This is a genomic window from Eubacterium sp. AF16-48 (assembly GCF_003479405.1).
Taxonomy (GTDB): domain Bacteria; phylum Bacillota; class Clostridia; order Lachnospirales; family Lachnospiraceae; genus Eubacterium_G; species Eubacterium_G segne.
In genome coordinates this window covers 36,160-56,949 of the sequence record NZ_QUHB01000010.1, presented here as the reverse complement: position 1 = coordinate 56,949, position 20,790 = coordinate 36,160, and the positions used below count along the sequence as shown (strand labels likewise).

Here is a 20,790-nt window from a genome sequence, read left to right as displayed (position 1 = left end):
TTAAAATAGGGCATTTCAGCCAATTTGTGACGTTGATTTTTAGAAATTTTATGCTATACTTCAAAATGTATTTGAGATGCAGACAAAGCTTTGGAGCAAAGCTTGATATAAAAAATTATTGTAGGAGAGCACAAAAATGGCTAAGTTGATTTTAGACAGAGGTAACTTTGCGGATTTCACCTCTATTTCGAATGTTTTTTTAGATGAATATATGCCAAAAGCCAATGGGGAATTTATAAAAATCTACCTTCATTTGCTTCGTCTTATGAACAGAAATACTAGCGAAGCTTCTGAAGATGAATTAACACTTTCAAATATTGCTGACAGGTTTAATATGTTAGAGGCTGACGTAAATCGTGCCCTCCATTACTGGGCAGATCAAAGTCTGTTATCACTTTCAACGGACAAGTCCGGAAATATTGCCTGCATCAGATTTGAAGCCTTAAAAAGCAACCGTTATCTTGTAAGTGGTATTTCCACTGAGAATGTATCTGGTGCTATTGAAGTATCTGATATTTCAGATGTAAAACCTGAAATTTTGGCAGCGGTTTCAGGAGACAGCACTCCTATTCCTGTTCCGGAAACATCAGGGATTATCATTCCGGCTAAGAGGAAATATTCTCCAAAGGAAATTGCTTCTTTTTCAAATGATGACAGGTTTGAGCAGCTTACATTTTTGGCACAGACTTATTTAGGATGTACACTTAATCCTGCTGACATTAACAGCATTATTTATATGTTAGACGGACTTAAGCTGGATTCTGATTTTATTATATACATAATGGAAAAGTGCATTTCAGAAGGTCATAAGACTTTTTCATATATTGAAAAGACTGCTATTTCTTATGTTCAAAAGGATATCTATACTATCGAGGAAGCTAAGTTAGATGCAAAAGTAAGAAAGGATATTTACAAAAGAATTTATAAGATTTTTGGACTAACTTATAAGGCTCCTGTAAAAAATGAGGTTTTATATATTTCAAAATGGACAGACAAGTATGGTTTTTCTGATGACATTATTTTAGAGGCATGCAACCGTACCATGGAGCATACTCACTGTGCAAGTTTCAGATACGCAGATGGTATTTTGACAAACTGGTTTAAAAATGACGCCAATTGCTTAGAAGCTATTGAAAAGCTGGACAAGATTCATTCTGAAGAGACAGCTAAGTCATTTAGTGTTGTTTCAAAAGCCCCGGCAAAGAAGGCAGTGAAAGCTAAACGTGCAAAAACTTTTGAACAGCGTACATATGATTACAGTCAGTTAGAAAAGAAGATTGTAGAAAGCCAAAACAAGAAATTTGCCAAGAAGAATATTTAATAAAAGGATTTAAGGAGAGTTTCCCCTATGGGTCTTACAAGAGAACAGTTTGATACTATAAGTAACAACTATAATAACAGACGTTTAGAAAATAAAATAGAAATGGACAGGCGTATTAAGGAGGTTTATGAAAATGTACCTCAAATAGCCGAATATGACAGGGAAATTGCTTCACTGGCTGTTAATGCCACAAGACTTGCATTGTCCGGTGATGCTTCTGCTAAGGACTCTTTAAGAGAGGATATTCAGGTTATAAGCGAGAAAAAGCGTGCAGCACTTCTTATGAACAGATATCCCGGGGACTATCTGGATGAAATTTTTACCTGTCCTATTTGTAAGGACACCGGATTTGTCCACGGAAAACCTTGTGAATGCCTTAAGTCTGAAATAATAAATCTTATATATTCAAGATCAGAATTAAATGAGATTTTAGCAGTGGAAAATTTTGATAATTTCAATTTTGATTTCTATTCTGATGACATAATTGATGAAGTTTCCGGCATATCTTCCCTGGAAAATATGGAAACTATTGTAGACAGATGTCATTATTTTATAAATAACTTTGACAAACACCCATGTAATCTGCTATTCTATGGCAGGGCGGGTACAGGCAAAACCTTTTTAATTAACTGTATTGCCAAAGAATTAATAGACAAATCTTATTCTGTTATTTATCTTTCAGCAGTTCAGTTTTTTGACCTGCTTGCAGATTATTCTTTCAGAAGAGAGAATAATTCCGTTTACAGACAGATTAGTATAAATGAATTAGAGGGATGTGATTTACTTATAATTGACGATTTAGGTACTGAGATGAGCAATTCCTTTACCGACTCGGCACTGTTTGATTGTCTTAATGAGCGACTTATACATCAGAAATCTACTATTATTTCTACAAACTTTTCTATAGAAGATTTGCAGAATAAATATGAAGAGAGAATTTTTTCCAGGGTTATTGGAAATTATAATTCTTTTAAGATTTTTGGTGATGATATAAGAATAAAGAAAAAGTTTACTATTTAACACATTTACACATGAAGGAGAGTTTTACAAATGGCTATCGAAAAGTTTATCGAATCTATTCCCGTTGGTCCACTTGCCATCGTAGCATTATCAGGAAGTAAGGCATTAGGAGAAACTGTTGATGCTTACATTTCTGATTGGAGAAGTGAAAGAGTCGAAGCAAAAGAATCACCTATTACATTTAAAGGTTATGTTAAGGATTCATACCTGTTAGATGTAAGCACACCAAGATTTGGTACAGGTGAAGCAAAATGTACCTTAAAAGACACAGTTCGTGGTTGCGACCTCTATATTATCGATGATGTTACTAATTACAGCATTGAGTATACTGTTTGTGGTCAAAAGAACCATATGTCTCCTGATGACCACTATGCAGACATTAAGAGAGTTATTGCCGCTGCTGCAGGTAAGGCAAAAAAAATTACTGTTATTATGCCTTTCTTATATGAAAGCAGACAGCACAGACGTACTTCCAGAGAATCTATGGATTGTGCAGTTATGTTACAGGAACTTGTTAATATGGGAGTTGATAATATTCTTACTTTCGATGCCCATGACCCACGAGTTAACAATGCTATTCCTATTCACGGTTTTGAGTCAATTATGCCAACATATCAGTTCATTAAAAATCTTTTAAGAAATGTTGACGATTTGCAGTTAGATTCAGAGCATTTAATGGTTATAAGCCCTGATGAAGGTGCTATGGGAAGAGTTGTATACTTCGCCAACGTACTTGGTATTAATATGGGTATGTTCTATAAGCGTCGTGATTATACTACTATTGTAGATGGAAGAAATCCTATTGTAGCTCATGAATATTTAGGCGAATCAGTAGAAGGAAAGGATGTTCTTATTATTGATGATATGATTTCATCCGGTGACAGTATGTTAGATGTTGCAAGCCAGTTAAAAAAACGTAAAGCAAAGAGAGTTTTTGTTGCATCAACCTTTGGTCTCTTTACAAACGGTTTGGAAAAATTTGATAAAGCCTATGAAGATGGTCTTATTTACAGAGTAATGACTACAAACTGCATTTACCAGACTCCTGAACTTTTGTCAAAAGAATGGTACATCAGTGTAGACGTTGCAAAATACACAGCCTTATTTATTGACAGATTAAACCACGATTCTTCAATTAGCGATTTATTAGATCCTGTTGAGCGTATCAACAAACGTGTTAATGAATATGGAAACAGATAGTTAAAGTTTATTTAAAAAGATTGCTACTATTTTGGTAGCAATCTTTTTTTGTCTTTATATCTTATTTTTAAGCCGGCTGCCTCTGGGCAAGCTGTCTTTTTGATTTCTTATTTTATAATTTTATGAAGTTGTGATGTATTTTCAACTTATCCGCCATTACTTTTTCTCTGGTATGGCAGGAGAAAATAATAACCTGTTCCATGCTTTCAGCCATAAACTTCATTGTGTTGCCCATACGTTTATTATCATACATAACAAAGGCATCATCTAAAAAAATCGGCTTCTTATCTTTCTCAAAAATGATATCAGCTGCTGCAAGGCGAAGCGCCATATATATCTGCTCCACCGTTCCTTTACTAAGCTTAGATGCAGGAATTAGTGATTTTTTACCATTAATGGAAATGTTTAATCTGTCATCTATAGAAAGATTATCATATTTTCCATTGGTAATCTCCGACATATAAAAGGACGCCTTTTCATTTAACTTCTTTCCAAAGCTGTTTCTAATTTCAGCAGCTATTTTTTCAATATTAGCTTTTGCCTCTTCAATGGCATCAATTTCAAACTTTGCTTTTTTAATAACTTCAAGTCTGTGATTTGATTCATTAATTCTTGCTTCAACTTCAATATCTTTTTCTTTTTTCTGCTCCAAAATCCAGTTAGCCTTGGAAATAGCCTCATTCAATTCCCTCTCCTGCTGCTCTATTTCCTTAAGCTCATCGCTACAATCTTCTGAATTTACTTCCTTATCTTCTTCTGCCTTTATCAGCTCCTGTGTTGCCTCAAGGGCATCTTTTTTGCTGTCAATCTGATGCATACAATAAGTTTCCTCATGCTTTGCCGCATCTAACTTGTCCAGTACCAGCTTAAGCTCCTTCAGGCTTTCAATTTTCTTATTGCGTTTCTTTTTGTTAACAAAAAACTTTACAACAGATAAAATCAGACACACGCCTGCCAGTCCTAAGCAAATCGCAGGCTTCATCCAATATTCCCCTACATATAACAAATCAACATTGCCAACGGTAAAGCCAATTGCTGCCCCAATAAATGCCATGGTAAGAATTATAAACACAATCGGTATATTGCTTCTGTTTACAACCTTATCTGTAAGCATATCCATGGTCTCCCAATTATCAATCCCCTTGCTTTTTAATTCATTTTCCAATGACTGCTTATGGGATTTTATCTGTTCTAACATAGAGTTATACTTTTCAAGCTCCGTGGTATATGACAAAACCTCCTGATAAAGATTCTCTTTTCTCTCATTTTGCCTTGCCAGTTCCTCCAGCCTTTTGGCATCCCTTGCAGACAAATCCTTTTTCTTTTCCTGAAGACGTGCCACAGACTCCTTTTTCTGTTCAATAGAGGCAATAATTGTGTGCTGTTCTCTTTCTGACAACTCCAATGTATCCTCGTCATCTCTTATATATCTGCGGATTTCATCCTCTTCTCCAATTTTATTTTCAGAAATAATCTTTCTTTTTTCGGTATTTAACTCCTCAAAAGCCTCTTTTATATTAATTTCCATAGACTTTGTGGAACCAAGATTAGCTGCATAATTTTTCAGTATATTCTCCAGTTCCTTGTCAGTAACGCTGCCTAGCTGGCTTATGCTAATGGTATTGTAATAACAGCTTTCATCCAGTCCCGCAAACAGTTCATCTATTTGTTCCTGAGATAATTCAATACCTAAATCCTCATTTATTACCTTAAAGCTCTTATTTTCCTTACTAAAATTGCGCTCTATACGATAATTCACTCCATCGCTTTCAATTCCCATGGTTCCCTGATAATTAGAAGGATTGTCCCATGGCTGGTATTTAGAATAGGTATCTTTAGCACTTGCCTTTCCTCTTTGCTTTTCAATTCCAAAAAGCATACCTCTTATAAAGGTGTGAAGAGTGGTTTTCCCTGCCTCATTTTCACCATATATAATATTAAGTCCCGGCTCAAGAGATATATATTTATGATTAAATTTACCAAAATTCGTCAACTGTATATCTTTTATAATCATACCTTACCCTCCATAGCCTGTGATAAAGCTTTTGTGCCATAATAAAGTGCCTTCTGCTGCAACGGATTTAATGGTTCCTTATCTAAATACTGACCAATAAACATTCCAAGAATATTATCCTTATTGTCGGCATACATTTCCTCAAAATCAAAATCCGGAATTGTTTCATCAATAACAGTTACTATATTGCCACAATCCATTACGTCTTTTATGCTTATTTCAAATTCAGGATCCCTGTAACCGTTAAATGTTACACGGTACATGTTATCCTTTCCTCTTTCATTAAAAATGTCGGAAAGTCTGTGTCTGATTTCCATATTTGTAGCATTCGGCGTTACCGTAAAGTCCAAATCAACATACTGTCTTTTAGAAAATGGCACAAATTCAAACTCCAGACCTTTCTTGTCCACTTCTCCGTATATATAGCCACGCTCACCTGTATCATTCACATCAATAGGCTCTAAGGAACCACAATAAGCCATTTTGTACTTTTCATCCATAAACGGCTTGTGAATATGTCCCATTGCCACGTAGTCAAATCCTGACATTGCCACTCTCTTTTTATTAATCGGAATATGCTTTTCATCACCACCATGAGCCACCAGAATATTTATCATATCAGGTCTGTCCACAATAATGTGATCATACATTCCATCTGTTATTTCTGTCTGATGGTAGCTAAGTCCATAGACACATGCGTTAAGTTCCGGGATTTCCACTTTTTGAACATTATCACTGCCTAGAAAAATAACATTATCACTCCACTTAAAGCCATCGTAAAATGACCCCTTTTTAATGGCATCATGATTTCCGGCACACAGCACTACTTTAGTTTCAGGTATTGTTGAAAAAAGATAGTCCACCTCTTTTAACTCCCTAAGCAATGGCTGTCTGTGAAACAAATCCCCGGCAATAATCAACATATCCACCGGCTGTGCTTTAATTTTCTTTATTAATCTCTCAAAAGTCTGCCAGATTTCATCTCCACGGTTTTTTGCCCACTCTTTTCTGCTCTCCGGCATGGCTCCTAAATGAATATCTCCTGTATGAATAAAACGCATAGTCCCTCCCGAACTTTTTTACTATCTTTTAGTATAACATTAATGGATTTTTCGGTCAATTAATCAGAGAGATATGTTATGGTTTAATGAGAATAAAATATGAGTTTTAATATTTGCATCCATAACAAAGAGGCCATCCACTAATGTGAATGACCTCTTTATTATATAATATTATGTTATTTTTATCCCACTAAATAGTGTACTTAACCCATTTTTGTACATTGCTTACGGAATCCGATTCCTGAATTTCTGAGGTGGACTCCTTTTGCTCTACCTTCTTAAATAAGTATGTGTATGACTTACTGCGGTCTGCATAACGATACTGAGTCTTGTAAGATGCAACTACTGTCCTTGTCCATTCATAATACCAGCATGGAGCACTTCCGTATAAATAGAAGAATCCTACCGAATTAGAATTCTGGCTTCCTGTAATTGGCAAATCCTGACCATCCCATACAAACTTGCTTGGTGAACCGAATTTTCCCGGCTTGGTCATAACTAATGTGCTAAAAGCTTCCCCTGACTTTGCATCTGTCAATGTAAGCTTGGAATCATATTCAACCCTAAGTACCGAGCCTAATATTCCCGGATTGTCCTTTATAGACACATTTACAGATACTGTAGAGCCGGGAATGGCATTTTTCCCTTCTACACTAATAATAGCTGTTTTCCCTGTTGCAGCTTTTATGTCAACCACATTCGCCGGAAGCATAGAAAACATCATTGCTATTATCATCAATAATGAAATGAATTTTTTCTTCATATTTATCATTAAACCGGATAACTACACTTTTTATAGAAAAAATTGTCACTTTCCAATATCTGTAAATAATTATATCCCATTACATGCTATATTTCTACTTTATAATTGTTAATTTTGTTATATTTAATGCCTTTTTTTCACTTTATGTTTAAATATATTTTCTACTGATAGTTCTCCTCAAACACCCATATTTTACTACCCCTTTCATCTATCACCAAACCATAAACTTCCCTTGCGGCTTTTGTGGCATCCTCCTTTTTAGAATACACTCCCTGAAGCATTCCATATCCATATACAAAATATCTGTCTTCAGTGGTTTTTACAAATTTAGAGTCAACCTCTGTTCCTGTAGAAAATTCCACTGATCCCCATTTGCCAATGGTAAGCTTGGTTGTGGCATTAAGATTATTGGTAAAGGACAGCGCCAGTTCCCTCATTTTCATGTCATCGGTATAATAGCTTGAATTAGCAACCCTTACCGTATCCTCTGTGTTGTCAAGAAGCTGGTCATCCTCTAAACGCTTTCCTTTTCTAAAACGCTTAAAGCTGATAATTGTATCTGTAATAGTTACGTCTGTCATAGTTATTCCGCTTTTTGAATATGACTTAACCAGGTTTAAATCAGAATCCACTATGTTTAGTGTTTCAATAGGAAAAGCATCGTATTTCTTATCTTTTGAAATTGTTCCTGTTCCATATACCAGATTAGCACCGGTATATCCGCATACTGCAATTTTCTTACCTTCTTCTGCCTTAATTTCCTTTTTGTCTCCATTAGTTAAATCAATAACAGTAATACTGTCACTGTTATAAATACTTCCATTGGTGTTATAAGCAATTACTGTTCCCTGCTCATTTACACACAAACTTCCATCCTCCATGTTCTCAATCAATGTTCCCCATTCCTTTGTTTTTAAGTTTACATAATATACTGCTTTTCCCAGCATTATATATAATGTTCCGTCACCTTCATAGCAAAGCTGAGACATTTGATTTTCCAGAATCCACGCCGGCTCATTACATGGTATAAAGGCTTTTTCCACTGATTTATTATCCTTAACACTGTAATCCATTATGGAAATTCCATTTTTTCCACCATGATTTACACTTGGACTGTAACCATATATCATGTATTCTGCATTTCCATCATTATCCACCTTTATAACTCTGGAGCGGGTCTTGTAAAGCTGCTGCCCGCTTTTTGCCTTGCTGTTATATACACGATACATTTTTTTGCCGGTAACATCAAAAGTATACACGTCACCATTTATCTCATATCCGATAAACTGTCCGTTAGAGCTTTCTACATTAGAAACCGTTGTCTGCTTCTGTATTCCCAAATCAATAAAACTGTTTCCAACATTATTCTTTGAAGCAGCCCAAACCTGATTTACCTCCCTGTCATATGCCAGTACATACTGTTTACCTGCACAGGTCCACACTGTAATGTTTTCAGTAACATTGTAGGTTTCCTCCACCTTTTCAGTATTTGTTGCTTTCATCTGATAATTCATGGTGTAGGTTCCTGCCTCGCCGCTGTCTTTTATACAAAAATCCTTGGCATACACAGTTGTATCAGTGCTCTTTGCCGGGTGAAGTGTCTTCCACACCAGCATGCTGTAACTGGATTTAATGGTAGTCTCCCCTAAATTATCATTAGCTCCCTTTGCATCCGGCTCAATATATGCCACTAATCCCTTTGCCTCGTTTTCATTAAAGGTTCTGTCACTAAAATCCTTGGCAAAGGCAATCTGGTCTTTAACTACATCTGCACCTATTTGCATAACCCTTGTGTAATAGTGCAGATTTTTATGTTTATCTGTAGACATGTTGAAGGTAAGAAAATATTCTTTTCCCTTTTCCATAATGGCACTTGCCTGATAATCAAAGGCAATTTCCCCGTCATTTTCCTGTAAATCCGTGATTTCTCCACTATCTAGAAGAGTGTCACCTTCTGCACTTACCACCTCATAAGATAATTTTTCAATCTTATTTTTGTTGGATGTTATTTCCATAGAAACCTTATTGTCTGTACCTACCGGAATAATACTATCTCTAAGGTGTGCATAATTCATTTCCATTGTGTATCCGTCTATGGTTCCAATAACATTGCTTCCTGCATATACCTTCATGTCAGGAATTTTGTCTGTCATTTCTGCCACATCATTTTTCTCAGGCTCCCCTGATGTATGATTTTTATTGTACATTATTCCAAATGCACTTGCTCCACCTAATATAATTAAAATAATAATTACGATAAATACCTTTTTTTTCATCTTTTTCTCCGAAAATTCTCTGTATTGTTACTGCCAACAAAGGGCAGCTTAACAACTGCCCTTTTTAGTTAATCTTTATTTCTTTTTTGTTGTTTTTGCTTTCTTCTTTATTACTTTAGGGAATTCAAAAACTACTGATTCCAGAGGCCTAAGTGGTATTTCCAATCTATATGGCTTACCATCAGCCTCCTGTTTCTTTGCTTTATATTTCACTACTTCCGTATCTCCTGTTTCCGTAGTAATAATTCTCTTGTATGTTCCGGCTTTTGGAACACCAACTACATAGTCAGGTCTTTCCACCGGTGTAAAGTTAAATACGAATCCCACAGAATTCCTGTAATCAGGCTCTGTTGTTTTTCTTACAAAACTAAATATACTTCTGTCTCTGTCATCTGCATTTATCCATTCAAAAGCTCCATAGCCTTTTGTTTCAGTATAAAGTGCCGGATATTTCTTATAGATATGTAATAATTTCTTTACATAGTCCTGCATATCCTTATGTTCAGGTTCGTCTAACAAATACCAGTCAAGACTTCTTGCCTCTGACCACTCCTGAAGTTGGGCAAATTCCTGTCCCATAAACAAAAGCTTTCTTCCCGGATGTCCCATCATAAATGTATACGCCGTCTTAAGGTTTTTAAATTTATCTGACGGGTACCCCGGCATCTTGTTAATCATTGAACATTTCAAATGAACTACCTCATCGTGGGAAAGAACTAAGATAAAGTTCTCACTAAATGCATAAGTCAGTCCAAATGTCATCTTATTATGATTATTCTTCTTAAAATACGGGTCAAGCTTCACATATTCAAGGAAATCGTGCATCCATCCCATATTCCACTTGTAAGAAAATCCCAGTCCGCCTTCTTCCGGTGCCATGGTAACCTTCGGCCACGCTGTAGACTCTTCTGCTATAATATAAGCCCTTGGATTTCTATATCTCATAATACTGCTTAAATGCTTAAAGAACTCTATTGCCTCTAAATTTTCATTTCCGCCGTACTTATTAGGAACCCATTCTCCATCTTTTCTTCCATAATCAAGATAAAGCATTGATGCCACTGCATCTACACGAAGTCCGTCTATATGATACTTTTCCACCCAGAATAAAGCATTTGCAATAAGGAAATTGCTAACCTCTGTTTTAGAATAGTCAAAAACCTTTGTACCCCAATCAGGATGTTCTCCCTTCCTAGGGTCAGCATATTCATAAAGAGGTGTTCCGTCAAACATGGCAAGTCCGTGGGCATCCTTTGGGAAATGCGCCGGAACCCAGTCCAAAATAACTCCGATTCCTGCCTTATGAAAAGCGTCTATTAAATACATAAAATCCTGAGGCTTTCCATATCTGGATGTAGGTGCATAATATCCCACAACCTGATACCCCCATGAACCGTCAAAAGGATGCTCTAAGATTCCCATAAGTTCCACATGAGTATATCCCATATCCACCACGTAATCTACCAGTTCATCTGCCATCCTTCTATAGTCATAAAATCCATCTTCATCATCCGGTCCCTTATAGTCTTTTCTCCATGAACCCGGATGCACCTCATAAATTGACATAGGCAGTTCGTAGTGACTTTCCGATGCCTTCTGATGAATCCACTTGGAATCATTCCATTTATATGAATCAATATTGGTTACTCTTGAAGCATTGCCCGGTCTGACTTCCGCCCAGTTTCCATATGGGTCGGACTTGTACAATGTGTCTCCACTTTCCGTGGAAATCACATATTTGTACATTGCTCCTTCTCCAACTTCCGGAATAAACAGCTCCCATATTCCTGAATCATTATCCATAGTCATATTGTGATTAAATCCTAACCAGTCATTAAAATCGCCTATAACTGCAACATTAGCTGCATGGGGAGCCCATACTGCAAAGTATGTTCCCTTAACTCCATCTATTTCCGTAATATGAGCACCCAGTTTCTCATATATTTCATAATTAATGCCTTTACCAAATAAGTAACAGTCATCTTTTGTTATGGCTAATTTATTTCCCATATGGTGTCCTCCATCTGCATACATTATGCTTATATTTTTCCGACTTGTCTGTTTCCGGAAGATTGATTTTAAACTCTGTTGTAGTTAATGAGACAACCCTTTAATATAATGTCACGTTCATCATCTGTCATTTCACCAAGCTTTAATGTAAATGGCTTTAATTCATCGCCAACTACATATGCCGGAATTTCTGTTGTCTTATTCTTTACTGCCTCTGCAATATTTGGAACGAAAATAAAGTCATCCTTCTTAAATGGGAGCTCTTCCTCTTCATAAATAAATGGAAGCATACCCCAGTTAATAAGGTTTGAACGATATCTCTTTGTAGCGTACTCCTGAGCAATATTAGCCCATCCGCCCAGAACCTTCTGACATGATGCAGCTTGTTCTCTTGCTGAACCGTCACCAGGTTTTACAGCATAAATTGTACTTCCTACACCTAAATTTTCTTTATTCACATCAGCAAATTCCTTCTTGATTGTTTCAAGAATCTTCTTATATTCATCTGAATATTCACACATACACTGGCCTGCTTCTCTTGCCTTTTCTACCTTCTGAACTTCCTTTGCCTTTCCTACATATTCAGGGTCTTTTCTTGAAAGTGCAAATTCTGCAAGTCCTAATGGGTTAGAACGGTATGATGAAGTTTCACCTGATGGAATAAGTTCATCAGTTGTTGTTACAGGGTCATGTATTTCTGATACCACCTTAAGTAACAAATTGTCTGTAAGTGCAACCATTTCCGGCCAGTCCTTAATGTTAGGGCCAAACTGGATTTCCGTATCAGGGTCAGCAACACCGTGAGAATCAAATACTCTGTTTTCGTAAATAGTCTTATCAAAATGATACTTACGTCCCTTGTATTCAACATCCATATCTGTTGCTGCTGTAAGATATCCCTTGTTAGCTGCTGTAGCTGCAATTGATCTTGCATCCATAAGTGCAACTGATGCAATCTGTCCGTTCTGCAACTTGCTTCCTTCTCTGTTAGGGAAGTTACGTGTAGAATGTCTGATACTGAATGCATTGTTTGCCGGTGTATCTCCTGCTCCAAAACAAGGTCCGCAGAAAGCTGTCTTCATAACACCGCCTGCTTCCATAATGGAGGCTGCTGCACCATTTTTAATAAGTTCCATGTATACTGGCATTGAAGCCGGATATACGCTAAGGGTAAATTCATCCGATCCGATATTCTTTCCTGTAAGAATGTCTGCTGCTGCACAGATATTTTCAAATCCACCGCCGGCACATCCTGCAATAATACCCTGATCCACGTATAATTTACCATTCTTAATTTTGTTTGTAAGTTTATAATCAACCTGTCCGTCTAATGAGACAAGGGCTTTCTTTTCAACATCTCTTAAAATATCTTCAAGGTTAGCATTTACCTCGTCAATAGTATATGTGTTACTTGGATGGAAAGGCATTGCTATCATAGGCTTAATCTTTGATAAATCAACGTATACCATTCCGTCATAGTAAGTAACTGCTCCCGGATTTAACTCCTTGTATTCCTCTACTCTTCCATGAATATCGTAGAACTCTTTAATCTTCTCGTCTGTTCTCCAAATAGATGAAAGACATGTAGTTTCTGTAGTCATTACATCTACGCCGATTCTGAAATCAGCACTAAGATTTGAAACTCCCGGTCCTACAAATTCCATAACTTTATTTTTAACATATCCTTTGTCAAAAACTTCTCCGATAATGGCAAGTGCCACGTCCTGAGGTCCCACTCCCTTAGCAGGCTCTCCTGTCATGTAAATTCCAATAACTCCCGGCATGTTAATATCATATGTCTGGGAAAGAAGCTGCTTAACAAGCTCCGGTCCGCCTTCACCCATAGCCATGGTACCAAGGGCACCGTATCTTGTATGTGAATCTGAGCCAAGTATCATCTTTCCGCCACCGGCAAGCATTTCTCTTGCAAACTGATGAATAACTGCCTGATGAGGTGGAACATAAATTCCGCCGTATTTCTTAGCACATGTAAGACCAAACATATGGTCATCTTCATTAATTGTTCCTCCAACTGCACATAAACTGTTGTGACAGTTTGTAAGTACATATGGTATAGGGAACTTCTCAAGTCCTGAAGCTCTTGCTGTCTGAATAATACCTACAAATGTAATATCATGGGATGTAAGCTTATCAAACTTAATCTGAAGCTTGTCCATATTTCCTGATGTATTGTGATTTTTTAAGATGCCGTATGCAATAGTATTCTTTGCTGCATCTTCTTTTGAAAGATACTTATCTCCTAATTTGCTCTTAAGTAATTCTTCCTGACCGTCCTCAATCACTTCTGTACCGTTAATGAGATACGCGCCGCCTTTGCTTAATGTTATCATTTTCTCCTCCTGCAATCCTAACTTTTCAGTCTGTATCTGTAATACTTAGCTGATATTCAGGCAAAATAATATGCCTTAAATGATGGCAGTGCCAAAGGTACTTTTGACATTCGCCTATATAAAATATAGTATACAAAATTTCCGGTTTCAAATCAAGCAAAGCAGTGTCCGGTTATTGCAACAAATATATGTTTTTGTATGTTTTTTATTTCTTGATTTCATGTACTGCCTATATTAAAATACCAATATGTGAGATTAAGAAAGGTTTTACCTTTTTAATATATATGTCATAAGCCGTGACAGAATGGAGATTAGTATGATAATTGCAGTAGTTAGCGATGTCCTTGGAGAAGAAAATAACGGTACTACCATTGCCGCTATGAACCTTATACGTTCCCTAAAGGCTAAGGGCCATGAGGTTCGTGTTATCTGCCCTGACGCAGACAAGGCCGGCGAAGACGGTTATTATATTGTAAAAACATTAAACGTTGGGCCTTTTAATAATTATGTTAAGAAAAACGGAGTTAATATTTCAAAGCCTGATAAAAAAGTCGTGGCAAAGGCTCTAAAGGGCGTGGATGCCGTTCACGTTATGGTTCCTTTTCTTACAGGATGCTACGTTGCAAGATATTGTCACAAATACGGCATTCCCCTGTCTGCCGGTTTCCATTGCCAGGCAGAAAATTTTTCTAATCATTTCTTTTTAATGAATGATAAGCATTTTAATAAAAATGTATATAAGTTTTTCTATAAACATTTGTACCGTTATTGTGATGCCATTCACTACCCTACCCAATTTATTCGTGATACCTTTGAAAAGGTGGTAGGGCCTACTCCGGGACATGTTATTTCCAACGGAGTTAACCGCCAGTTTAACCGTGATATTCCAAAGTATCACGTTAATGACGGTCTTTTCCGTATATTGTTTACCGGACGTTACAGTCGTGAAAAAACTCACATTGTGCTTTTAAAAGCTGTAAATAAAAGTAAATACCGAAACCGTATCCAGCTGATTTTTGCCGGGGACGGTCCTCAGAAATCTAACCTGATAAAGTATTCTAAAAGACATTTGCCAATACAGCCTACAATGAAGTTTTATTCAAGAACGGATTTGCTTAAGGTTTTAGGAACAGCTGACCTTTACGTCCATGCCGCGGAAATTGAGCTTGAAGCCATTTCCTGCTTAGAAGCCATTTCCTGTGGTCTTGTACCTGTTATTAATAACTCCCCCCGTTCCGCTACCCGGTACTTTGCCCTTGATGACAAAAACCTGTTTAAATGTAACAATGTAGGGGATTTGGCTAAGAAAATTGACTACTGGATTGAACATCCTAAGGAAAAGGAACAGCGAAGTCTGGATTATGCTGATTTCGCAAAGCAATGGGCTTTTGATAAATGTATGGACAGTATGGAAGAAATGATTTTGGGCATCATAAACAAATAGATAAATAATAGTGTTCTAGTGAAATTAACGGAAAAGGATTTTTATGAAAACAATTTACTATACAGATGAATTAAATGATGATTTTGCGGCAACTAACGGGATAAAAACTCAGGCTCTTCCCCCGGACTATAAGTGGATTCACACCGGTTTTCTGTGGAATTTCTTTGCAGATATTTTGTACTATCTTATAGTGTTTCCTTTGGTAAAGATTTTCAATACCATTGTCGTAGGGCTTCATGTTAAAAATCGCGGTGCTATAAGGCGGTTAAAATCCGGTTGCTTTTTGTACAGCAATCACACCATGCATATTGACCCTCTTCTTTCTGCCGATGTTTCAGGCTGGGGACACCGTACTTATTTTATGGCCGGAAATGATGCTTTTTCCATTAAAGGACTTTACCATTTAGTTGCAATGCTTGGTGCTATGCCCCTTGGCTACGACATGGCAAGTATGAAGGAAATGCTTAACACAGTTTCTAAACGTTATCATCAGGGCAGCTGCATAACTATCTATCCTGAAGCACATATATGGCCTTATTATGTAGGCATACGTCCTTTTAAAAGTGCCAGTTTTGCTTACCCTGTACTTTTAAACGCCCCGATAGTGGCTATGGTTGTAACTTACCGCAAACGTAATTTTCCTTTGGGACTGATATTTAAGAAACCCGCCATTACCATATATTGCAGCGACCCAATGTATGCAAACCCTACTCTTAGCCGTAAAGCTGCCAAAGAGGATTTGCGTAACCGGGTTTATTTATGGATGAAGGAAACCGCTGAAAAATACAGTACTTATGAATTTATTCATTATGAAAAAGAAAATGAGGAGTAAAAAGGAACTTTTCAGCCCCTTTTTTGGTTTTGTTCTCAAAGATGTTCTCATAAGAGACTTATTTTTCATTATTTTTCATTATCTTCCAAATAAATCTTTTTTAATATCAAAGCTAAAACTATTATTAAAAAGATTTCCGGTATGATATAGCAATACGGACTATAATTTACATTCAGCAATGGAAGCCAAAAATCAAAATATGTATCCGGTTCGTCCAATGGATGCATGGTGTTAGAAAAAATAGCAGCAATTATATAATATGCTCCTATCGCTTTTACCAGACAGCCCTCATTTTTAGTATCTTTCCGTTTTAACTTAACCAATACCAATATGATATTGCTTAAAATGAATGTAATGATTATTTTTGCGTATATCGTTTTATAATCCACATAAATATCATCATATGTTTTCAGTATTTCGGAAAAATTTACATCCAAATGGTAAAACACGGCTTCTATTGTTGCGTAAATATTTATAAATATAACAATATATTCAGAAATACTTCTTTTATTTCCGTACTTGCTTAGTATTATTCCTAATATACCTCCAATTAGCAAGCCAATTATCGTTCCTAATATTTTATCATTTGTGACAAATAAAATCATTTCACCTAATACTATAGAATAATACAAAATTATAACTGTTTGTTTATGTCTGATTTTAAGAAATTTTGAAATAAGAATAATTCCTATAAACATCCTTATTATAATTGTTAACAAATATAAATTATTACCAATATTAAAATAATCCATCTTCACTCCTAACTTACTTTCCTAGCTCCCTATAAGCAGTATCTCTGAATAAAATCCCACCATCTCCTACAGGTAGTTGTCTTGCCGGTGTAAAATATCCATTATTGTAAAGAAAAACGATTTGCTTTTATAAAGATTATTTTATATTTACCTTTTTTTAAATTCCTGCCAAAATATTTTTTCCATTTTATCTTTATCGGCTTCTTTTCATTTTGTAATATTGTTACGGTTTTCGCAAACTTAACGCCTTTCTTAAAATGTATTTTCTTCCACTTTCCTTTAACCTTCTTTTTTAATACAAATCTTTTGGAAATATATACACTATTCTTTCGTTTATTGTTAACAGTTATTTTAATGTACTTATTTGTTGCGTTAACTACATTAACTTCTACACCTTTTATTTTTGATGCTTCTACACTTTTTTCACTTGGTACAATAAGCGCTATTGCTATTATCAAAATCATCAATCTTTTCATAACTTTTTATATCCTTTAATATTTAGTCTTAAGTTTCCCTCAGAGCATTTTTAGGGGCTGCCACTTTAACGCTTATAAATCATTAAAATGACAGCCCCGCTATGTAAACCTTATATTATTTCTAACTATTTCTTTGTTTTAACAGCCTTCTTCTTTGTCCATTTGCTGTATACTGTATCTTTTGACATATTGTATTTTACAGCTCTGACTCTTACATAATACTTTGTTCCCTTTTTAAGCTTTGTAAGCTTGTATGTGGTTTTCTTTATTGTTTTTGTCTTTGCTCCCTTAAATGAACCTTTTGTAGAATACTGTACCTGATATTTCTTTGCTCCGCTAACCTTAGAAAACTTCAATGTTGCAGTAGCTTTTTTAGCCTTTTTAGAAACCTTATTTGCTTTTAACTTCTTAACAGATGGTTTGCTAATAGTATTGTCAGCTTTGTATTTAGCTTTTGCTGTTTCTAAAGTTACATTTGAATTTGTAGTTGCAAATAATGTCTGATTCTTTGAAATCTTAACATCAAATGTTGCAATGTTTTTGTTTGTTTCACTAATTGTTCCTGTTGTTGCAACAATTGCCTTTGGCATTTCAACATTTACTGTCATTTTTACTAATGAATCCATATCAAGACCTGCTGCCTTAAACTGACTTGCTATGTCTCCGTCAACCATTCCTGCATCCATTCCGCCTAAATCGTTCATTTGTGAAGCGAAGTCCATTTTTAAATAAAATGTATCAGTTGTTACATAACCTTCTCCACCTTCAGTTATATCCTGACTTAAGTTTCCTTTTTTGATAGTCTGATTTCTTGTAATCTGATAATATGTTTTACCATCTCTTACAACCTTCTTAGCTCCTGCTTCTGCAAATGATTTAGGAAGTTCTTTTCTTAGTTCCTTCTCATATAATGCAATTTCCACATTTGAAAGCCCACTTGCCTTAAGCATCTTAAGTGTAGCATCAATGTATGCTTCTTCATCAATTTCTACATTAACAGTAACCTTTCCTGTTCCATCAGCATTAATCTTAATGTCTGACTGCTGTGTAGCACATCCTGTAAATACCATAACAACTACCAGCATAATTGCCATAACCTTAACTTTGATATTTTTCATTTTTGCCTCCTGTAAAAAATATTTCCGGGGTTCAAATTTTGTTGCCCCTTGACTGATAAATTAATTATATTCTATATTCCAAAAAAAGTAAAACTATTTTTAGAGCATTACTAAATACACTAAATTACTCTACTACTTTGTTAAATCAAAAACACCTATGGCATATTTTTCCTTACCTGCATAATCGCTGTACCCTATGCCTTTTTGGGCTTTGCGGTCATGGAGAAATACTTTGCCGTTGTATATTCCTCCATCTTCAGAACAAAATTTAAAATAGATATACATTGCTTTATTTGTTTGAATTGCTCTAATCTTTTGATATGATGTGCATGCCGTTATTCCCTCCTTAAAGCCTTCACCTTTAACATCAGTGGCAAAAAAGTACCTTGTGTCATCTAAACCGAAATTAAATAGATTTTCGTCATTTCCACTATCCGTTTCCATTTCCCGCATATCCAAATCAGGGTACATCACTTTTATCCTCAAATAGCCTGCTGATTTATCACTCTCAAAAAAATACTGATCCATAACCATTGTGTATCCATCTACCTCTATTGTCTGGTTTCCTGTTTTATAATTTTTCACTCCATACTGCTCTTCTAAATTAAGTACATCAGGAAAATATTTATTTTTTACATAATTATATATTGGATTCTTTCCATATATACTTGTAATTATTGTTAGGGCAATGATTACACCTATCACAACTGTTATTACTGTTTTTTTCTTCATATATTTATCACCTAATTATTTAATTGTAAACTTAAATGCTTTATCAACACCAGCATATGATTCCTCTACGCTCTTATTCTTTCCTGTCACTAATGTATATATAGCTGTAAACTTTCCATCATCTGCCAAGCACACCGCCACTGAAACCCAATCTTTTTTTGTCTGTATGTGTTTATAATACGGGTGGAATACAACGATGTTTGACTTTCTTTTCAAATAGAAAATTATACCTATTCCCTCATTTGAATATTCTTTAGTTTTTACATATGGGAAGTTTGCAAGAGCAGTATCATTATTTTTATGAAGTTTAAATGCACATCGTATTCCATAATTATCTAAATAATACTGATTATTCTTCAAAGTATTATAATTATCATTATACTTCATATTAACTGATTCTGATACATATTTTTCATTTAGTATCACACTTCCACCATCAGTTCTGTGCTCATATTGATGTTTTGTCCAGAAATGACTCACCGATGTTTTTCCAGCATATGCGTAATCATATACCACATTATCCCATTTCATTGCTATCGTATCTAACTCTCTGTATTTGGGCATTTGATCCCACTTAAAAATTGCATGAACATAAAGGTAGTTCTTTTTATTTTTTGCTTTCGTACATATAATTGTTTTCTTAAGCATTGTCTTATTTTTCTTATCATTTGTTCCACCTTTATGCTGTGTCTTTGCTTTTACCTGCAGAGGTCTTATTCCAATACCCTCTAATATACCTTCAATGACAGAAACTTTGTCTTCCTCACTGTCTTCTGCCTCCTCATCATAATACTCTTCCGCAATATACGCATTAATTTCCTCATCTGAAACCGGCACCATTTCTTCGTCTGTAACAGATACTCCATTTAACTCCTCCGTATCCTTTATTGCATAATATTCAGCCTGTACTTCTATATCCTCTGGATTAAGTTTATTTAGTTCGTCAATATATGTTTCCGAATATTGACATATTTCGCCATCAAACACACCCTGTTCATTTAAAGCCTCTTCCACCTGCGGTTCAAGCAAACCTGTATCTACACTTAATTCGTCCTCAACTTTTTGCTCTATGTACTCATAATCTTCCATATTTTCGGTGAAGTTCTGATTATCCTCCCCTACCATAGATACTGTGGTATTATCTACCGCATAAATACTTGTTGGTTCCCACCCCCCTACAATAATTAATGTTGTTGCCATTGTAATTGCTAATATTTTCTTAATCATATGCAATTCCCCTTTCAATTTTTATATTTATTACAACATTTGAAATTCAAATGCTTAATACTTCTTTCGTCTTTAAACTTTTCATTAATTTAAAGTAACACTTACACTCAAAGTTATATCTATTATTCTACTGATATAGTTAACAAGCGTCTGTTATTTATTCTATTATATGTTTTAACTTTAAGGGATTTTG

General features: G+C 35.6%; 16 protein-coding genes. 5 read left to right on the top strand and 11 right to left on the bottom strand.

The genetic code is table 11. From position 1 onward, the window contains the following. Positions 1 to 136: 136 nt before the first annotated feature. Genes DWW68_RS10815 through DWW68_RS10805 form a run of 3 tightly spaced genes read left to right on the top strand, consistent with a single transcriptional unit; the run spans position 137 to position 3,541 of the window. Complete coding sequence (locus DWW68_RS10815; RefSeq protein ID WP_118589604.1) at positions 137 to 1,321, top strand: DnaD domain protein; 1,185 nt, start codon at positions 137 to 139, stop codon at positions 1,319 to 1,321. A 27-nt stretch (positions 1,322 to 1,348) separates the two neighbouring features. Then, on the top strand, positions 1,349 to 2,341 hold the full coding sequence (locus DWW68_RS10810; protein ID WP_021952376.1) for an ATP-binding protein: 993 nt from the start codon (positions 1,349 to 1,351) through the stop codon (positions 2,339 to 2,341). 30 nt (positions 2,342 to 2,371) lie between these two features. Continuing rightward, positions 2,372 to 3,541 carry a ribose-phosphate pyrophosphokinase gene (locus DWW68_RS10805; protein WP_021952377.1) on the top strand — a complete coding sequence of 390 codons (1,170 nt, stop codon included), beginning with the start codon at positions 2,372 to 2,374 and terminating at the stop codon, positions 3,539 to 3,541. A gap of 112 nt (positions 3,542 to 3,653) precedes the next feature. Here the strand turns inward: DWW68_RS10805 and DWW68_RS10800 are convergent, their stop codons facing one another. The 6 genes from DWW68_RS10800 to DWW68_RS10775 form a co-directional block, all read right to left on the bottom strand. Then, positions 3,654 to 5,555 (bottom strand): AAA family ATPase, encoded by a 1,902-nt coding sequence (locus tag DWW68_RS10800; RefSeq protein ID WP_118589605.1) that lies wholly within the window; start codon positions 5,553 to 5,555, stop codon positions 3,654 to 3,656. Then, entirely contained in the window at positions 5,552 to 6,616 is a 1,065-nt protein-coding gene (locus tag DWW68_RS10795) for an exonuclease SbcCD subunit D (RefSeq protein ID WP_118589606.1), read from the bottom strand. The genes DWW68_RS10800 and DWW68_RS10795 overlap by 4 nt, the downstream gene beginning before the upstream one ends. A gap of 190 nt (positions 6,617 to 6,806) precedes the next feature. Beyond that, positions 6,807 to 7,379 (bottom strand): hypothetical protein, encoded by a 573-nt coding sequence (locus DWW68_RS10790; RefSeq protein ID WP_158576888.1) that lies wholly within the window; start codon positions 7,377 to 7,379, stop codon positions 6,807 to 6,809. A 161-nt stretch (positions 7,380 to 7,540) separates the two neighbouring features. Continuing rightward, positions 7,541 to 9,655: a hypothetical protein gene (locus DWW68_RS10785; RefSeq protein WP_118589608.1), complete on the bottom strand. Its 2,115-nt coding sequence runs from the start codon at positions 9,653 to 9,655 to the stop codon at positions 7,541 to 7,543. Between the two features lie 75 nt (positions 9,656 to 9,730). Then, on the bottom strand, positions 9,731 to 11,665 hold the full coding sequence (gene glgB, locus DWW68_RS10780; protein WP_118589609.1) for a 1,4-alpha-glucan branching protein GlgB: 1,935 nt from the start codon (positions 11,663 to 11,665) through the stop codon (positions 9,731 to 9,733). Between the two features lie 68 nt (positions 11,666 to 11,733). Continuing rightward, positions 11,734 to 14,016 (bottom strand): hydratase, encoded by a 2,283-nt coding sequence (locus tag DWW68_RS10775; protein WP_021952383.1) that lies wholly within the window; start codon positions 14,014 to 14,016, stop codon positions 11,734 to 11,736. A gap of 316 nt (positions 14,017 to 14,332) precedes the next feature. Here DWW68_RS10775 and DWW68_RS10770 point away from each other — a divergent pair, with 316 nt between their 5' ends. After that, a complete protein-coding gene (locus DWW68_RS10770; RefSeq protein WP_158576887.1) occupies positions 14,333 to 15,460 on the top strand; it encodes a glycosyltransferase in 1,128 nt (375 codons plus the stop codon). Between the two features lie 43 nt (positions 15,461 to 15,503). Further along, the gene (locus DWW68_RS10765) at positions 15,504 to 16,292 is read left to right on the top strand and encodes a lysophospholipid acyltransferase family protein (protein WP_118589611.1); all 789 of its coding nucleotides are present in this window, start codon (positions 15,504 to 15,506) and stop codon (positions 16,290 to 16,292) included. 68 nt (positions 16,293 to 16,360) lie between these two features. Here the strand turns inward: DWW68_RS10765 and DWW68_RS10760 are convergent, their stop codons facing one another. The 5 genes from DWW68_RS10760 to DWW68_RS10740 all read right to left on the bottom strand — a co-directional run bounded on the left by DWW68_RS10760 (position 16,361) and on the right by DWW68_RS10740 (position 20,597). After that, positions 16,361 to 17,044 (bottom strand): hypothetical protein, encoded by a 684-nt coding sequence (locus DWW68_RS10760; protein WP_118589612.1) that lies wholly within the window; start codon positions 17,042 to 17,044, stop codon positions 16,361 to 16,363. Between the two features lie 101 nt (positions 17,045 to 17,145). Further along, positions 17,146 to 17,520, bottom strand: a complete 375-nt coding sequence (locus tag DWW68_RS10755) for an immunoglobulin-like domain-containing protein (RefSeq protein WP_118589613.1) — start codon at positions 17,518 to 17,520, stop codon at positions 17,146 to 17,148. A gap of 125 nt (positions 17,521 to 17,645) precedes the next feature. Beyond that, complete coding sequence (locus tag DWW68_RS10750; protein ID WP_021952392.1) at positions 17,646 to 18,638, bottom strand: fibronectin type III domain-containing protein; 993 nt, start codon at positions 18,636 to 18,638, stop codon at positions 17,646 to 17,648. 132 nt (positions 18,639 to 18,770) lie between these two features. Next, positions 18,771 to 19,370 carry a hypothetical protein gene (locus tag DWW68_RS10745; RefSeq protein WP_021952393.1) on the bottom strand — a complete coding sequence of 200 codons (600 nt, stop codon included), beginning with the start codon at positions 19,368 to 19,370 and terminating at the stop codon, positions 18,771 to 18,773. 15 nt (positions 19,371 to 19,385) lie between these two features. Further along, the gene (locus DWW68_RS10740) at positions 19,386 to 20,597 is read right to left on the bottom strand and encodes a hypothetical protein (protein ID WP_118589614.1); all 1,212 of its coding nucleotides are present in this window, start codon (positions 20,595 to 20,597) and stop codon (positions 19,386 to 19,388) included. Between the last annotated feature and the right edge of the window lie 193 nt (positions 20,598 to 20,790).

Coding starts and splice junctions, on each gene's coding strand:
- DWW68_RS10815 (WP_118589604.1), top strand. CDS start 137: ATGGCTAAGTTGATTTTAGACAGAGGTAACTTTGCGGATTTCACCTCT.
- DWW68_RS10795 (WP_118589606.1), bottom strand. CDS start 6,616: ATGCGTTTTATTCATACAGGAGATATTCATTTAGGAGCCATGCCGGAG.
- DWW68_RS10760 (WP_118589612.1), bottom strand. CDS start 17,044: ATGGATTATTTTAATATTGGTAATAATTTATATTTGTTAACAATTATA.
- DWW68_RS10755 (WP_118589613.1), bottom strand. CDS start 17,520: ATGAAAAGATTGATGATTTTGATAATAGCAATAGCGCTTATTGTACCA.
- DWW68_RS10745 (WP_021952393.1), bottom strand. CDS start 19,370: ATGAAGAAAAAAACAGTAATAACAGTTGTGATAGGTGTAATCATTGCC.
- DWW68_RS10805 (WP_021952377.1), top strand. CDS start 2,372: ATGGCTATCGAAAAGTTTATCGAATCTATTCCCGTTGGTCCACTTGCC.
- DWW68_RS10800 (WP_118589605.1), bottom strand. CDS start 5,555: ATGATTATAAAAGATATACAGTTGACGAATTTTGGTAAATTTAATCAT.
- DWW68_RS10785 (WP_118589608.1), bottom strand. CDS start 9,655: ATGAAAAAAAAGGTATTTATCGTAATTATTATTTTAATTATATTAGGT.
- glgB (WP_118589609.1), bottom strand. CDS start 11,665: ATGGGAAATAAATTAGCCATAACAAAAGATGACTGTTACTTATTTGGT.
- DWW68_RS10740 (WP_118589614.1), bottom strand. CDS start 20,597: ATGATTAAGAAAATATTAGCAATTACAATGGCAACAACATTAATTATT.
- DWW68_RS10775 (WP_021952383.1), bottom strand. CDS start 14,016: ATGATAACATTAAGCAAAGGCGGCGCGTATCTCATTAACGGTACAGAA.
- DWW68_RS10790 (WP_158576888.1), bottom strand. CDS start 7,379: ATGAAGAAAAAATTCATTTCATTATTGATGATAATAGCAATGATGTTT.
- DWW68_RS10765 (WP_118589611.1), top strand. CDS start 15,504: ATGAAAACAATTTACTATACAGATGAATTAAATGATGATTTTGCGGCA.
- DWW68_RS10810 (WP_021952376.1), top strand. CDS start 1,349: ATGGGTCTTACAAGAGAACAGTTTGATACTATAAGTAACAACTATAAT.
- DWW68_RS10770 (WP_158576887.1), top strand. CDS start 14,333: ATGATAATTGCAGTAGTTAGCGATGTCCTTGGAGAAGAAAATAACGGT.
- DWW68_RS10750 (WP_021952392.1), bottom strand. CDS start 18,638: ATGAAAAATATCAAAGTTAAGGTTATGGCAATTATGCTGGTAGTTGTT.